11 protein-coding genes and 1 tRNA gene are annotated in these 14,335 nt (G+C 54.9%); 8 read left to right on the top strand and 4 right to left on the bottom strand.

Translation table 11 applies throughout. The features are described from left to right. The first annotated feature begins 25 nt into the window (after positions 1-25). A complete protein-coding gene (locus J7447_RS05190) occupies positions 26-241 on the top strand; it encodes a DUF2842 domain-containing protein (protein ID WP_023003848.1) in 216 nt (71 codons plus the stop codon). On the opposite strand, the gene J7447_RS05185 is transcribed toward J7447_RS05190, so the two are convergent. Then, positions 201-1,295, bottom strand: a complete 1,095-nt coding sequence (locus tag J7447_RS05185; protein ID WP_209168989.1) for a polysaccharide deacetylase family protein — start codon at positions 1,293-1,295, stop codon at positions 201-203. The genes J7447_RS05190 and J7447_RS05185 overlap by 41 nt on opposite strands. 205 nt (positions 1,296-1,500) lie before the next feature. Between J7447_RS05185 and J7447_RS05180 the strand changes: the two genes are divergently transcribed. Beyond that, positions 1,501-2,670, top strand: coding sequence for a GNAT family N-acetyltransferase (locus J7447_RS05180; protein WP_209168988.1), 1,170 nt, complete (start codon positions 1,501-1,503; stop codon positions 2,668-2,670). 33 nt (positions 2,671-2,703) lie between these two features. Here J7447_RS05180 and J7447_RS05175 read toward each other — a convergent pair whose 3' ends face one another. Beyond that, positions 2,704-5,178 carry an exopolysaccharide transport family protein gene (locus J7447_RS05175; protein ID WP_209168987.1) on the bottom strand — a complete coding sequence of 825 codons (2,475 nt, stop codon included), beginning with the start codon at positions 5,176-5,178 and terminating at the stop codon, positions 2,704-2,706. A gap of 197 nt (positions 5,179-5,375) precedes the next feature. Between J7447_RS05175 and J7447_RS05170 the strand changes: the two genes are divergently transcribed. The 6 genes from J7447_RS05170 (at position 5,376) to J7447_RS05145 (ending at position 11,677) form a co-directional block, all read left to right on the top strand. Beyond that, the gene (locus tag J7447_RS05170; protein ID WP_023003844.1) at positions 5,376-5,933 is read left to right on the top strand and encodes a polysaccharide biosynthesis/export family protein; all 558 of its coding nucleotides are present in this window, start codon (positions 5,376-5,378) and stop codon (positions 5,931-5,933) included. Between the two features lie 106 nt (positions 5,934-6,039). Then, positions 6,040-7,269 (top strand): glycosyltransferase family 4 protein, encoded by a 1,230-nt coding sequence (locus J7447_RS05165; protein WP_286188934.1) that lies wholly within the window; start codon positions 6,040-6,042, stop codon positions 7,267-7,269. After that, positions 7,269-8,876 carry an undecaprenyl-phosphate glucose phosphotransferase gene (locus tag J7447_RS05160; protein WP_286188933.1) on the top strand — a complete coding sequence of 536 codons (1,608 nt, stop codon included), beginning with the start codon at positions 7,269-7,271 and terminating at the stop codon, positions 8,874-8,876. The genes J7447_RS05165 and J7447_RS05160 overlap by 1 nt, the downstream gene beginning before the upstream one ends. Next, entirely contained in the window at positions 8,873-10,141 is a 1,269-nt protein-coding gene (locus J7447_RS05155) for an O-antigen ligase family protein (RefSeq protein ID WP_209168986.1), read from the top strand. The genes J7447_RS05160 and J7447_RS05155 overlap by 4 nt, the downstream gene beginning before the upstream one ends. 79 nt (positions 10,142-10,220) lie before the next feature. Beyond that, positions 10,221-10,297: transfer RNA gene (locus tag J7447_RS05150), tRNA-Pro, on the top strand. A 294-nt stretch (positions 10,298-10,591) separates the two neighbouring features. Next, on the top strand, positions 10,592-11,677 hold the full coding sequence (locus J7447_RS05145; RefSeq protein WP_209168985.1) for a hypothetical protein: 1,086 nt from the start codon (positions 10,592-10,594) through the stop codon (positions 11,675-11,677). 30 nt (positions 11,678-11,707) lie between these two features. On the opposite strand, the gene J7447_RS05140 is transcribed toward J7447_RS05145, so the two are convergent. Both J7447_RS05140 and J7447_RS05135 read right to left on the bottom strand, forming a co-directional pair. After that, complete coding sequence (locus J7447_RS05140; RefSeq protein ID WP_209168984.1) at positions 11,708-12,604, bottom strand: hypothetical protein; 897 nt, start codon at positions 12,602-12,604, stop codon at positions 11,708-11,710. A 26-nt stretch (positions 12,605-12,630) separates the two neighbouring features. Further along, complete coding sequence (locus tag J7447_RS05135) at positions 12,631-14,274, bottom strand: glycosyltransferase (RefSeq protein ID WP_209168983.1); 1,644 nt, start codon at positions 14,272-14,274, stop codon at positions 12,631-12,633. Between the last annotated feature and the right edge of the window lie 61 nt (positions 14,275-14,335).

Genomic DNA, 14,335 nt, shown 5'->3' with positions numbered 1-14,335 from the left:
ACACGGTCAACGGACACGCCCGACAATGGTTCCCTCGTTTCGCAAGTTTATCGGCATGGTGCTGCTGGTTGTTTTTGTGGTGGTCTACGCCCTCACCGCGATGGTGATCGGCGACCTGACATTGCAGCAGTCCTCGAACCTGGTCCGCTTCATCTACTTCGGCATCGCAGGTCTGGCCTGGGTCATCCCGGCAGGCGCGATTATCTGGTGGATGGAAAGAGGCGGGAAAAGCCGGACCTGACACCAAACCCGTTGGCGGCCCACCGGGCAACCCGGTAAAGCGCAAAGGGCGCCCCCGTCAGATACTGGTCGACAACAGCCGGGTCTTGAAACCGGCCGTTCAGGGAGACGCGTGGCAGCATCATCGGGTCGCGCGCGTTGACGGATTGAAGGACACCGGGAAGCGTCGTCACAGACGAGGCGAAGCCGATTTCCCGCAAGATATCCGCATCGCGCGGTGTAACCGCGTGTGATTTTCCATACGGATAGGCAAAGTGCTTCGGCCTGCGGCCGAGTTCTTTCTCCAGCCGCTCAAGGCCCCTGGTCACATCTTCACAGGCGGCATCTGCGTTCAACCGCGCCATGGCAAAATGATCGTGGGTGTGGGCACCAATGGTAACCAGTGGATCATCAGCCAGTTGGCGGGTCTCGTCCCACGTCATCATCTGCGCGTCCGCCAGGGCTTTCAGGTCGACGCCGTATCTTTCAGCAAGCGCCCGGATGATCTTGCGCTGATCACCTTCGCCGACCTCCAGTGTCAGATGATCGACGATCTTTTCGAAACACGCGTTTTTTTCTGCAAGTGTTCTGCACGGGATGCCGGCTGAATTGCCTGCCGCTGTGAAGACCACTTCATCGTTGTCTGCGATGATCTTCTCAAGGGCCAGCCACCACAGTTCGCTGGTCCGGTCGATCAGCCCGGTTGTGACGAACACGGTGAAAGGAGCTTCCAGTTCCTTCAATATCGGATAGGCGACAGACAGATTGTCCCGGTACCCGTCATCGAAAGTCAGAACCGCATAACGGCGGTGCCCGTAACCGGACTTGAGCAGGTCGACGGCTTCATCCATCGATATGATTTCATAGCCGTTTGCCCTAATCCGCTCGACCGCGAGCTTCAGAAATTCGGGCGTGATTTCCAGGTGACGGTTCGGCTGGAAAGCATCGGAGCGGGCCGACCGGACATGGTGCATCATAAACACGGCACCACAGCCCTGGGTAAACGGTGCCAGCATACGGCCGAGCCCCGTTCCCTTAAGTACACTGAATGCGCTTGTTACCGTCTTGTGCCGCATGCCCATGTGGCCGAAATGCCCACCTTGCTAGAATGTGCCAGTTAGGCACGGTTTCTTTAACAATTATTGCTAAATCTATCGAGACTTAGCTTGATCTGCCAGCGCGACGTCCTGTCTTTCCTTCATGTTTGTTCAAAATGGTTTATCCGATTTTCAATAACCGTTTCAGCCTGTCTTTCACGCGCCCTGGTGCGAGGTGAGCACCGTGTCCTCAACAGACCTTGAATTGTCCATATTCACGAGGCTTAGCGAAGCACAGGCTGACTGGCAACAACTAAAGGATGTGCTGCACAGTAATCCATACCAGTCTCCTGGCTGGCTTTGCAGCTGGTTCGAGACAGTCGGCCAGAGCCTGAATTGCACGCCGGTGATCGTTGTCGGACGGTGTCGCGGTCAGGCGGTTTTTCTGCTGCCACTGCAACTTGAACGGTCTGCTGGCATCTCTGCGCTGACGTTTCTCGGCCACCAGAACGGCAACCAGAATACGGGCCTCTGGCACGCCGATTTCTATCAAGGTGCCACGGCAGACGAGATGAAAAGCCACCTGTCTGCCGTCTGCAAAGAGGTCGATGCTGATCTCCTCAAGTTTGAAAACGTTCCGGAGACCTGGCTAGGGCGAGACCATCCGCTCGTTTTCAAAGGAGCAACGTCAAGCCCGAGCCCTGTTTTCGCCCGCGCTCTGCCCTCCGATTTCGGACAGTTGTTCAACGACACACACAGCAAGTCCTCACGCAAGAACCTGCTTCGCAAGGAACGACATCTTCAGGCAGCCGGTAATTACACGATTGCCAAAGCCACCTCCCCTGTCGACAGGCAACGTGGCTTTGATGCCTTTCTTGAACAACGCTCTGTCAGGGCAAGGGAAGCGGGCATTCCGAATGTTTTTTCGGCGCCCCCAGCGAAGACGTTCCTGTCCAGCGTGGTTGGACTGGTGGCAGCGGGCAGCGCGCAAGATCACGGCGCTCGTCCCCTGGATCTCTGGTACCTGGAAGCGGGAGACCGGATCAGGGCCACCTATCTGTGCGCCCAGCATGGCAAGACGCTTTATGCCTACAGCAACAGCGTTGCTCATGACGACATGCTGCCCAACAGTCCAGGGCTGGTCCTGATCAAGGAAATCATCGAACGGGCGTGCTGTGATCCGACCATCGACACACTGGACCTCGGCCTAGGCGAGGAACGCTACAAGACCACGTGGGCAGAACCAGTGCCTTTGAAGGACAGCCTTTTGGCGATGACCTGGAAAGGGGCTCTCCGCATGCGTCTGGAAGCCGCAAGGCTGAAAGCCAAATCCTGCATCCGCAATTCATCGATCCTGTGGCCGCTGATCCGGCGTTTGCGCAAGATGAAAGCTGGTTTTTCCGGCAACAGTTAGACAGTTGGCGACCAACTGTCGCCAACATCTTCCTCAGGCGGCGTGCCCGTCACCGTTTCTGCGCGGCCCCGGTCCGGTTCCACCAGAAATCACGACTTCGACCTTCGCGCCTGTGTTATGTGCCAGAAGATTGGCCGCACTTTGCAGTTCGTGGCCGTGGTCTGGCGCCGATGCTGCAATCAATACCCTGTCCGCGAAACTCAACATACGGGCACTCGCCAGCGACCCATCGATGGCGCCAAGATCGACAACCACAGTTTCATAGGTCGACTTGATTGCCTCAAGAGCCAGCTTGAAACGTTCCGAGTTCACCATTTCGTCCGTGATCTCAACCCGCCCGGCCTCAATGATATGCGCCTTTGATCCGGCATCGCGATAGACCACTTTGGCGAAAGGCGCCGTTCCGGCGACGATGTCGGAGAACCCTTCGGCCCCCTTCAGGTTGGTCTGATCGGGAAAGACTTCCATGATGAGAGAAGACTTGCCACGTCCGGCCGCCTTCCGGATCAGGTCGAAAGCGAGCTCGTGAGACAGGGCCTCATCATCGACGCTGAGAACGACAACGCGTCCCGCCGCTTCGACATCGTCCGCGTGCGTTGTCTTGAGCTGCTCTTCCCGCTTTGCTTGCCTACTTGTCTTGCTGGCTGAAACCACAGGAACAGGAGCAACTTCCGCGCCTGGCACCTCTGCTTCGGCTTCCTTCGAACCCCGCATGTCCCCCACCCAGTCCGGGCTGACATCGTGATCGTAGCCGGTCTTCTTTTTGCGACCACGAAGCTTGCCGGACAGGATCCCGATGCGTCCCTTTGGCCGCTGTGTCTTTTCCGAGGCCTGGGGCTGGGGTTGTGGTTCCGGGGCCTGCTCAGGAACCGTTTCTTCGGCTGGTTCATCAATGTTAACGGCTGTTTCAGGGACGCTTGGTTCAGCGTCGCGAAGCGTGTCGGCTTTGCTCCACTCGCCGGGATCGATCCTGTAGCTGGCAACGGTCTGACCGTAGCCGCCGCCCCAGCCTGGGTTTTCAGCCCGCACGGTATCCTGAGGACCTGATTGCGGCCGCTCATCCATGCGCGGTGCGACACGCTGCCCTTCGGACGAACCATCCTGCATCCGATAGAGCGCATTGCCGTTCAGAAATTCGCGCATGAGCACAAAGGCACATCCGAGAATAAAGGTGACAAGCGCAGCAATGATGGTGCTGGCAATGATTTTGGGCGAATCCGGTTCTACCGGCACGCTGGCACGGGAAATGATCCTGGCATCGGCAGGCAGAACCTGTGCACGCAAGCGGGAATCAGCTTCCTGGAAACTGAGAAGAAGCTGGTCAAGTTGCGCCGCCTTGGCATTGGCTTCGCGCTCCAGTTCCGCGAGCCGTGCCTGATCGGCGTTGGATTTTGCCGCTGCCGTCTTCAGCTCCTCAAGGCGTGCCCCAAGTGCTTTTGCGCGCTGGTCTTGCACCTTCGCATCGTTTTCCAGTCCCTGCAGGATCTTGCGTGCTTCCGATCGGATTTGCCGGTCGTAATCACCAAGCTGAGATTGAAGCGCCTTCAGTTGCGGGTGGTTGGGCAACAGTGTGATTGAGAGTTCGGCAATATTGGACTGAATTTCGACCTGACGCTCCCTCAGACGCTGAATGAGTGCGGAATTCAGCACATCGCTGGCAGTCTCGAGAGAACCGCCTGAATTCAACAACTCGCGAATGAGGTCGGCTTTGGCCTGCGCCTCGGCCTTGGAGGACTGGGCGTCGGAGTAAGCGGTACTCGTTTCGGCAAGTTGCTGCTGGTTGAGCGGGATATTGTCAGCGCCGATCAAAAGGTCGGCCCGGGCGCGAAAATCCGATACCGCCTGCCGGGCTGCCTGAACTTCCCGGCGCAATTCGACAATCTGAGGCTCCAGCGCAGCGGAGGCCTGCTCGGTCGTCTGCCGTTTTGCGCTGGATTGAACCGACAGATACTCATCAACAATCGTATTGGCGACCTTGGCCGCCAGAACCGGACTTTCGGCGGTGTAGTCCACCGCGATCACGCGGGATCCCTCCAACCGGTAGATTTCCAGATTCTCGTAATAATGCTTGAGGACCCGCTCTTCCTCGCTATTGCCTTCGGTTTCGTTTCCGAACCCGACCAGAGACAGCAGGAGATTGACGAGGCTGCCATCGTCGTTGGCATCGAACTCCGGGATCGCAGCAAGGTTGAGCTTGTTCGCGACACGACGCGCCAGATCAGCGGACTTGAGCAGTTGAACCTGGCTGACAACACCTTCGCTATCGAGCAGGGCTCGCTCTTCTTCCTGCCCTCGCGATGCACCGGGCAGATTGTCCGTGCTCTCGATGATGAGGCGCGCTTCGCCCTTGTATTTGGGCGCTACGAACTGGAGCCCCAGAAAGACGACAACGGTGACGAAGAGCGTGAGTGGAACAAGCCAGCCCAGGGATCGACCGATCGTCCGCAACAGACCACCCAGATCCAGCGCCATATCGTCTTCGGAATGTGTCTGCCGCTCAGCATTCATCTTTTGAAACTCCAAGATACCGGCAAACTATGTCGAATTATGGTAAGCGTTCGGTTAAGCTGGTTACAGTCTCCGGGGTCGCCCTGTTAATTAATGCATGCGCAAATTTGACAGGGTGCCGGACAGGTCTTTTTTCCTCTTCACCCTCAATTAACCATAAAGCGCGATCCTGTCTCCGAATTGTAGGAGAGTCGTTGATGCGAACGAGAGCGCTTGTTGTCCTGGGCTTGTGCCTGGGCCTTGCTGCATGCAGCGGGTACAGACAGCCGCCGACAGCGTTTCACGAAACACTGACCCAGCCTTATCGCTTGGACTCAAGCGATAAGCTGCGCATTATCGTGTTCGGCCAGGATGACCTGTCCAATACTTATGTCGTTGATCAAGCAGGATATATTTCTTTCCCGCTGGTCGGCAGCGTCGCTGCGCGCGGCAAGACCCAGCAAGGCTTGGCATCCGAAATTTCGGCCAAGCTGCGTCAGGGCTATATCCGCGATCCGGACGTCTCGGTGGAGGTCGATACCTATCGTCCGATCTTCGTCATGGGTGAAGTGCAAAATGCAGGCCAATATAATTACGTTGCCGGCATGACCGTTCAAAACGCCATCGCAACAGCAGGCGGTTTCAGTTCGCGGGCGCTGCAGTCAGATGTGGATATCACCCGACAGCTCAACGGTGAAATTCTAAACGGCCGTGTGCCCATTTCGGACCCGGTGCGTCCCGGTGATACAATTTACGTCCGTGAGCGTTATTTTTAGGGTCCCGCCAAGTTAACTGTGGACTCACCTCCCTTTGTTAGGGTGCAGTTTCAGTGCCCCACAGGTTCGACAAGAAACCTGGGGGTAGCAACAGGGATACTGCATCATGACAACGACCCCCATGCGGATCGTGCATTGCGTGCGCTCGCCCATTGGCGGCATTTTCCGCCATATCCGGGATCTGGCCATCTGCCAGTCGGAAGCGGGACACGATGTCGGCCTCGTATGTGACAGCAACACGGGCAGTGCTTTCGACAATCAGCTTCTTGAAGAGCTGAAGCCGAGGCTAGCTCTTGGTATTGCACGCTTTCCCATGCAACGGCAGCTGACCGTACAGGATCTGACGGCAACTGTTTCCCTTTACAAGCACATCCGGGACCTGAAACCCGACATCCTGCATGGACACGGGGCAAAAGGTGGCGCCTATGCGCGCCTGATCGGTAGTGTTCTGCGCCTGCGCGGCCAGAAAGCCGCCCGTGTCTATTGCCCTCATGGCGGCAGCCTGCACTATGATCCCAATCGCTTTGAAGGCCGGGTCTACCACACGCTGGAACGGCTTCTTGGCCGCCTGACCGACGGGCTGATCTTTGTGTCCGACTATGAAGCCGCAGCCTACGAAAGCAAGGTCGGTCACACGAAAGCCCGATCGCGCATTGTCTACAACGGGCTGACACCAGACGAATTCACCCCCGTTCCGGTGGATGAATCAGCCGCCGATTTCCTTTATATCGGGATGTTGCGAGACCTGAAGGGACCAGACCTTTTCATTGAAGCGCTTTACAACATTCGCCTGAAGAACGGCACCGCGCCCAAGGCTCACATCGTTGGTGAAGGCCCGGACGAAGAGCGGTATCGGAACATGGTGAGGAAGCTGGGGCTCGACGGCGCAATCACGTTCCATGGTGCCCTTCCCGCTCGTGAAGCTTTCAAGCTTGCCAGGAACGTCGTTGTACCCTCACGCGCCGAAGCCATGCCCTATATCATCCTGGAGACCGTGGCAGCAGAACGTCCGCTGATCGCAACACGCGTCGGCGGCATTCCGGAAATATTTGGCCGCTATGCCAATCGGCTGGTGGAACCTGGCCATATCGGCAAACTGACCACGGCCATGGAAGAAGCACTTGCAGACCCCGCCAAGATGGCTCAGCAGGCAAAAAACCTGCGCAGCTGCCTTGCTGAGACTTTCTCGGTCGACCTCATGAACGACAGAATCACCACCCTCTACCAGGAAATCCAGGGCATCGCCCCGACCGATAGCTCGACACCGGCCCAAGCTGATAGTGTCTCAGCCGTGCCGCGTGCGCAGACTGTTCTTGCCAGATCGAGCAACCGATAATGAATACCCCAGTTTTTAAACCCTCTGATGCGGTCGAACCGAAGCCTGTTCCAGGCGGGACATCCGCTTTGGGGCACAGATTGGAAAAGCATTTCAGACATACCGTTCATGGCGCGACGGGCCAAAGTAACGTCGAGGTTCTGTCCGCGGCCAACACCAGCCTTTCCGCCGATGCCTTTGAAATTGCTCAAGGCTTAGGCGGCAAGGGCGTTTCCGTTACCGTTCTCACCGGTATGGTGCGTCTGACGGATGTACTTCTGATCGCTGGTACGGCCTTGTTCGCAGTCTTTACCAGTCCCGAAACGGCTAGTTTCGGACTTGGCAACCTGTTTGTTACTGGCGCCGCCATCCTGTTTGCGCTCGCCTTTTTTCAGGCCGCAGACGTCTATCAGGTTCCGGTCATGCGCCAGGGTCTGTCGCAGATCGGACGCGTTGCCGCCGGCTGGACGCTCGTGTTCGCCATGTTCGCGCTTCTGCGGACTACAACAGGCATCGGCACGGAACTGTCAGATGCCTGGATCGGCGCCTGGTTCGCGATAAGCCTGACCGGCCTTTGCCTGTCACGCTTCATTGTCTATCGGCTGGTGCGTCACTGGATGAAATCCGGTCGTCTGGAACGGCGCGCGATCATCGTCGGTGGCGGCACGGCCGCCCAGGAACTGATCCACGACCTGGAAGCCCAGGCGGACAACGACATCCGCATTTGCGGTATTTTCGATGACCGGAACAACGAACGTTCGCCGCCAGTGGTGGCCGGCTATCCGAAACTCGGCAACATCAGCGCGCTGGTGGAATTCGCCCGTCTGGCACGCATCGACATGCTCATTGTGTGCATTCCCTTGCGCGCAGAGCAAAGGGTGCTGGAGCTTTTGAAAAAACTCTGGGTTCTGCCGGTCGACATCCGCCTTTCTGCCCACACCGACAAGGTTCGCTTTCGTAACCGCGGATCGAGCTTCATCGGAACGGTCCCATTTGTCGACGTGGTCGAAAAGCCGATAGCCGATTGGGACATGGTGGCCAAGCGGATCTTCGACCTTGTCTTCGCTTCGCTCGCCATCATCACGCTGCTGCCGGTCATGATCGCCGCTGCCATCGCCGTGAAGCTGGACAGCAAGGGACCGATCCTGTTCAGGCAGAAACGCTACGGCTTCAACAACGAGATCATCGAAGTTCTGAAATTTCGGTCCATGTACACGGAAATGGCCGATCCGGACGCCAAGAAGGTGGTGACCAAGGGCGATCCCCGCGTAACCAGGGTCGGTCGCTTCATCCGCAAGACTTCGATCGATGAATTACCGCAGCTTTTCAACGTTCTCGGCGGCAGCCTGTCGCTCGTCGGACCTCGCCCGCATGCTGTCAACGCCCATACCAACAACAAGACCTGGGACGACGTCGTTGACGGTTACTTCGCACGGCACAAGGTCAAGCCGGGCGTGACCGGCTATGCGCAGATCAACGGCTGGCGCGGTGAAGTCGATACACCGGAAAAGATCCAGAAGCGCGTGGAGTGCGATGTCTACTACATCGAGAACTGGTCGATCCTGTTCGACCTGAAAATTCTGATCCAGACGCCCTTCCGGTTGCTCAATACGGAGAACGCCTATTGAGCCTTGCGACCGACCATTTTGGCGGCACGCCTCATGCACGCGCGCCCATCGGTCTTCAGGCCAGGAGCCTGGGCAACGGCGCACTGTGGCTTGCAGCCTTTCTGTCCGGGTTCGTAATCGAGGAGCCTGCACCTTACGAACTCTACATGGCACTGCTTTCGGTCGTCTGGCTTGCCTGCGGCCTGAAACTTCGTCGTGAATTCGGTCCGCTGATCATCTGCCTGATGCTTTACATTGCAGGCGGCGTCGCTTCCATTCCCATGGCCAAGGAGATGGGTGATGCCATCATGTACATCGCCGTTTCCGGCTTTCTGGCAATCACCGCAATCTTCTATGCTGCGATTATCGCGGAAGACCCTGGCAGGTTCAGGGTCATCCAGAGCGGCTATATCGCCAGCGCCGTGCTTGTGGCTGCCATAGGCATTGCCGGTTACTTTCAGCTTTTCCCCGGCGCGTCCTATTTCACGCTCTACGATCGAGCCCGTGGCACTTTCCAGGACCCCAACGTGTTCGGTCCGTTCCTTGTGCTGCCTACGGTGCTTCTGGTCCAGAAGCTGCTCCGGCAATCGGTGCTGCGTAACCTGCACCTTTTGGTGCCGCTTGCCGTCCTGCTGCTCGGCGTCTTCCTGAGTTTTTCACGCGGCGCGTGGGGTGTGCTGTCGGCATCGGTGCTGCTGGTCTATTTCCTGGCGCTCGTCACCGAAAAGGCCGCTGCCCGCCGGGCACGTCTGGTGCTTCTCGGCGTAATCGGCATTCTTGCGGTCTTCGCACTGATCGGTGCGGCACTTTCGGTCGATACGGTCGCCGACATGTTCGCCGAACGTGCAAAGCTCGTTCAATCCTACGACGGTGCCCGCCTTGGCCGTTTCGCCCGCTACTCGCTCGGCTTTCAGCTGGTGATGGAACACCCGCTCGGGCTCGGCCCGCTGGAGTTCAACAAGTATTTCCCGGAAGACGAACACAACGTCTATCTGAAAGGATACACGACCTACGGCTGGCTCGGCGGCTCGATCTACATTCTGATGGCGCTATGGACGTTCTGTGCGCTGGTGCCGCTCCTGTTCAAAGCCCGCCCGTGGACCGCCTTCACCCAGTCCGTCTTCGCGGTGTTTACCGCGCATCTTATCCTGTCGGTGATCATCGACACCGACCACTGGCGGCACATGTATATGCTGTACGGCCTGGCCTGGGGCTTGATTGCCGCTGAAAAGCTCGGCCATGGCCGCCCTGCACGACCGGTTCCCGCCTTCCCATACCGCAAGTAACAGATGTCTGGAAAAGCCTCCAAAGAAGCGCAACAACCTGCTTGCGCTTGGCATGCGAACAAGCTAGGTAGGGTCCGTTCGGGCAGTAGCGCAGCCTGGTAGCGCACTTCACTGGGGGTGAAGGGGTCGTCGGTTCAAATCCGGCCTGCCCGACCAACACAAACTTCCCCAAATATTTTGCAGATTTTGAACGAGTATGCGGCTGGAACTCCATCCAGCGCCGCATTGCGTTTGCCGTTCAGCATTCCAACGTTTCACCCAGAAGTATCACAGTCTGTCATTTTCGCTTCCCGCAGTTGCTTGCCGTCGGATGCACGCTATGCGTAAACTTACCTACCGTGACAACGTATGGCAGCTTGCGGCCACGGCACGGAACTGGCACCTGATTATGCTGTATTCCGAGTAATCATAGCTACCAGTTCGTATTCGAATATTCCGAGTATTTTTTTGATGAGAATAGCGACAAAATTTTCGAGAAAGTCGTCTGATGATTTTTACTATTGCTACAGCGTCCTCGCGCGTAATCTGTGTTCTTCGTTCAAAACCATTCCAACGACAGACATCTATTTTCTGAATTCCAACCGCGAGCGGAGCTTGCAGCGCGAAGGTATCAATTCGTTTTCCACCCGTGATGCCGTTGTCGTCTGCCGTCGTGATCATCCAGGCGTCGTCGAGCGTCTTTTGAATGAAAAGACAAAACGGCTCTATTACGTGATCGATGACAATTTATGGGCAGCCGACCACGATGTGTCACTGCCTGAAATTTACCGGCAACGTTTGTTAAGCCTTCGCAATGGGCAGCACAACAAGCTGGCAACTGCAGCCGACACGATTGTTGTCCCTTCGTCTGCCTTGTTCGAGGTCTACGAGCAACAAGGATTTCAGGTCAAAATGCTCGATCCGTTTTGGTCAGAAGCACTTTCGACGGACTGGTGTTTTCAAGACCTGCCGGCAGATGCACCGCTCAGGATTGGCTACCTGGGAACTGCCAGCCACGCCGCCGATCGAAAATTCGTCCTTGAGGTATTTGAAAACCTGTTGGCGACAGGCGCAAATGTCGAACTGACAATCGTTGGAGATCACGATGTACCGCCGCAGCTATCAACGCACCCCAAGCTACGGGTTTTGAGGCACCTCGACTGGTATTTCTATCGCAAGCGCCTTTTCAAACACAGGTTTGACGTTCTTCTCTACCCGGTAATACCTTCGAGCTTCAACGATGCCCGATCCGCGAACAAGCTGGCAGAACATGCCGTTTGTGGAGGCGTTGGTGTGTACAGCGACAGCTGGGCCTATGCTGACTTCGTTCGTGTCAACCGCGTGGGCCTGGTCTGGAAAAACAGCGTTCGAACCTGGGTGGACAACCTGCTGTCGCTATCGATTGAACGGAACTTTCAGGATCTCGTCGGATCGCTCACACCCGTTCATGAGCGCAATGAAATTGCCGGAAGAGAACAGAAAGCCTTCTGGTCGGCGTGTTTGGATAATTCAACGAGAACTTCCTTAAGTGAGGATACCGCTTTGGTATCGACATGAAACAAAGTGATTAATTCGCGATCCTTTCCACTATAGTTTTACAGTAGTCCCTGATATTCGAGCCTCGATCTCTGTACCGTCGCCCAATTTTTCCAACGGAATGGAGAACGCTCTCGCCCTAATTTCTTCGGGAAGATCTACCTTGAAATGGCTGGATGTCCCTGCCCCGATTATCTCGCCTCCAGAGCGAATCTCGATCGAACATGCAAAATCACCAGGAAGCCTTCGGGCCCAACCTTGAGCTACCCCGTCAATAACTCCGAAAAATTGACCTTCGTACCGGACCCGAGAACTCTGCAAATAAAGCTCTGGCCCGTTTTCAATTACAGCAAGCGCCTCAGTCCTTAAACCTTCATCGAGTTTAATTCCACAAAACTTGGCAAGTTTCTCTACAAGACAATTAGGGTCCGATAGAGCTTTTTCATAGCTAATTACAAGTATCGGCACTTCGATTGACTCGACGAAGTGTACGAGATCCAACGTCCGTTCAGCCGCTCTTTTCAGTTGCTCCAGAAAGTCGGTATGCATGGAGATTTCGTTGCGTTTTGCAATCGATGCAGGATCTCTCAGTATTACAATCAGGCGAGGGTTCCTGAATTTGTTCAACTTCTGCGCAAGCAGACCAAACGCTTCGGGCCGCTTGAACCCCCATACCTTGTGCTCTTTATTGTAGTTCTCAATAATTTGATCGAAACGAACCCAGTCGCCAGCTTCCAAAGCATTTGACAATACAGTGTCTTCAAAAACAGCCGGATCTGCTTTCTCACCAAGAAAAATGCCGAACTGTCGCAAAACAGCTCCAATAAGAGAAGTGCCACTGCGGGCCACACCAACGCAGATTAGCGTTGCGTACTCATCCGAGTGTGACTGAGAACCATTTAAAACAGTAAACCCGTCATTCTTTAGATTACTCTCTTCACCTCTCACAAACACCCTCCAGAAGAACTATGTAATTATTCATATTTATACTGAAAATACGCATTATGATGCGAGAAGTTTTCATTATAATAAGGGTCCCGTTGCATGATATCACCCCAGCGCTGCCTCATGGTCATCGACTCATGCTCGAATCTTGCCACCTTCTCCGGCGAAATATCCTGGCCACGCGAAACAGACTCATGATGAAATAATTGGGCATATGGAGTGTATACATTCTTCAACCCAAGATCTCTTGATAGCCTTAGGCAAAAATCAACATCATTGTACGCAACTTTTAGGTCTTTATCGTCCAAACCTCCACATTTTTGGTATTTTTCCTTTTCAACAACCATGCAAGCGGCGGTAACTGCGAGAAAATATTGCGGAAGCTGTAATCTGTTCTGGTAGCCGATATCGCCGCCTTGATAAAATTGAAAAGCGTGATTTGCGATACCTCCCACGCCCACGATCACACCAGCATGTTGAACCGAACCGTTGGCATAAAGGAGTTTCGCCCCAACAGCCCCGATATGAGGTAGCACTGCATAGGACACCATCTCCCGAAGCCATTCAGAAGAAATAACTTGAGTGTCATTGTTCAAGAGCACAACAACTGAACCGGAAGCATGTTCAACAGCAAAATTATTCATGGCCGAATAATTAAACTCACCTGAATACGGCAAAACAGTTACAGGGTGCTTTTCTGTTACTTCACTCAGATATTCTTTTAACTCCACTTCCACACTGTCATTATCCACGATGATAACGTCAAAACGTGGATAGTCTGTTTTATCAAACAAACTGAAGACACAGGCCTTTACAAATTCTGTGCGGTCACGGGTTGGAATAATGATTGTTACGTGCGGAACCGGGCTCGGAAGCTCCCTAACGATCCTGTTGCACCCTGAAGGGCCATTCGTTACCGACACCGGTGCTTCCGGGTGATTGTCCTTAAAATATTCACGTACGGCGCGCTGACGCGCTTCTATGGCTTGCTGCATCCAGCGATCGGAAAAAGATCCCGAACCGGAGAAGCATCGCCAATGGTAGAGAATTTTCGGAATATGACGAATATTTTTCTCGTCAATCCGAGCAACCACCCGGAGCGCTAGATCATGATCCTGACTTCCCTCGAAACCTGGTCGAAAACCTCCAACATCCCTGACTATTGAAGCCCTGTATACACTGAGGTGATTGACGTAGTTCTGGGTTAGAAAAAGTTCCAGATTCCAGTCCGGCTTGAAGTGTGGATCGGTAAGCCAGCCTTCCTTCCGGATTTTATCTTCATCCGAGTAGATGAAATCTGCCTCAGGAAATTGCAGAATTTCTCTGGCAACATAATAAAGGGCATGAACTGGTAGCAGGTCATCATGGTCCATGAATGCAATGTAAGGACCCGTCGCTATATCTATGGCAGAATTTGAGGCTCTGCAGATATGTCCGTTTTCCTTCCGGTAAACGACTTTGATGCGCCCGTCGCTTTCTTCAAATTCCTTGAGAGCCTCTTGAACGGCAGGATCCGTTGAGCAGTCGTCAGCAACGCACAACTCCCAATGCGGATATATCTGCTTCTTCACGGATTGGATGGCATCTCGCAACTGAGCCAGATCTGTATTATAGACTGGCATCGCGATTGAGATCACTGGAGGATTATCCCAACCGGCAACTTCCTGCTGCATCTCTTCTCGTTCTGATATAGACGGGTTTGCTTGTGCAAAGCAGATATGTGGTCCGACACGA

The sequence above is a fragment of the Labrenzia sp. R5_0 genome (assembly GCF_017743835.1).
Classification (GTDB): domain Bacteria; phylum Pseudomonadota; class Alphaproteobacteria; order Rhizobiales; family Stappiaceae; genus Roseibium; species Roseibium algicola.
The sequence above is the reverse complement of the archived record's forward strand: the minus strand, read 5'-3'. Positions and strand labels throughout refer to the sequence as shown.

Coding starts and splice junctions, on each gene's coding strand:
- J7447_RS05190 (WP_023003848.1), top strand. CDS start 26: ATGGTTCCCTCGTTTCGCAAGTTTATCGGCATGGTGCTGCTGGTTGTT.
- J7447_RS05185 (WP_209168989.1), bottom strand. CDS start 1,295: ATGCGGCACAAGACGGTAACAAGCGCATTCAGTGTACTTAAGGGAACG.
- J7447_RS05175 (WP_209168987.1), bottom strand. CDS start 5,178: ATGAATGCTGAGCGGCAGACACATTCCGAAGACGATATGGCGCTGGAT.
- J7447_RS05170 (WP_023003844.1), top strand. CDS start 5,376: ATGCGAACGAGAGCGCTTGTTGTCCTGGGCTTGTGCCTGGGCCTTGCT.
- J7447_RS05165 (WP_286188934.1), top strand. CDS start 6,040: ATGACAACGACCCCCATGCGGATCGTGCATTGCGTGCGCTCGCCCATT.
- J7447_RS05160 (WP_286188933.1), top strand. CDS start 7,269: ATGAATACCCCAGTTTTTAAACCCTCTGATGCGGTCGAACCGAAGCCT.
- J7447_RS05145 (WP_209168985.1), top strand. CDS start 10,592: ATGAGAATAGCGACAAAATTTTCGAGAAAGTCGTCTGATGATTTTTAC.
- J7447_RS05135 (WP_209168983.1), bottom strand. CDS start 14,274: ATGCAGCAGGAAGTTGCCGGTTGGGATAATCCTCCAGTGATCTCAATC.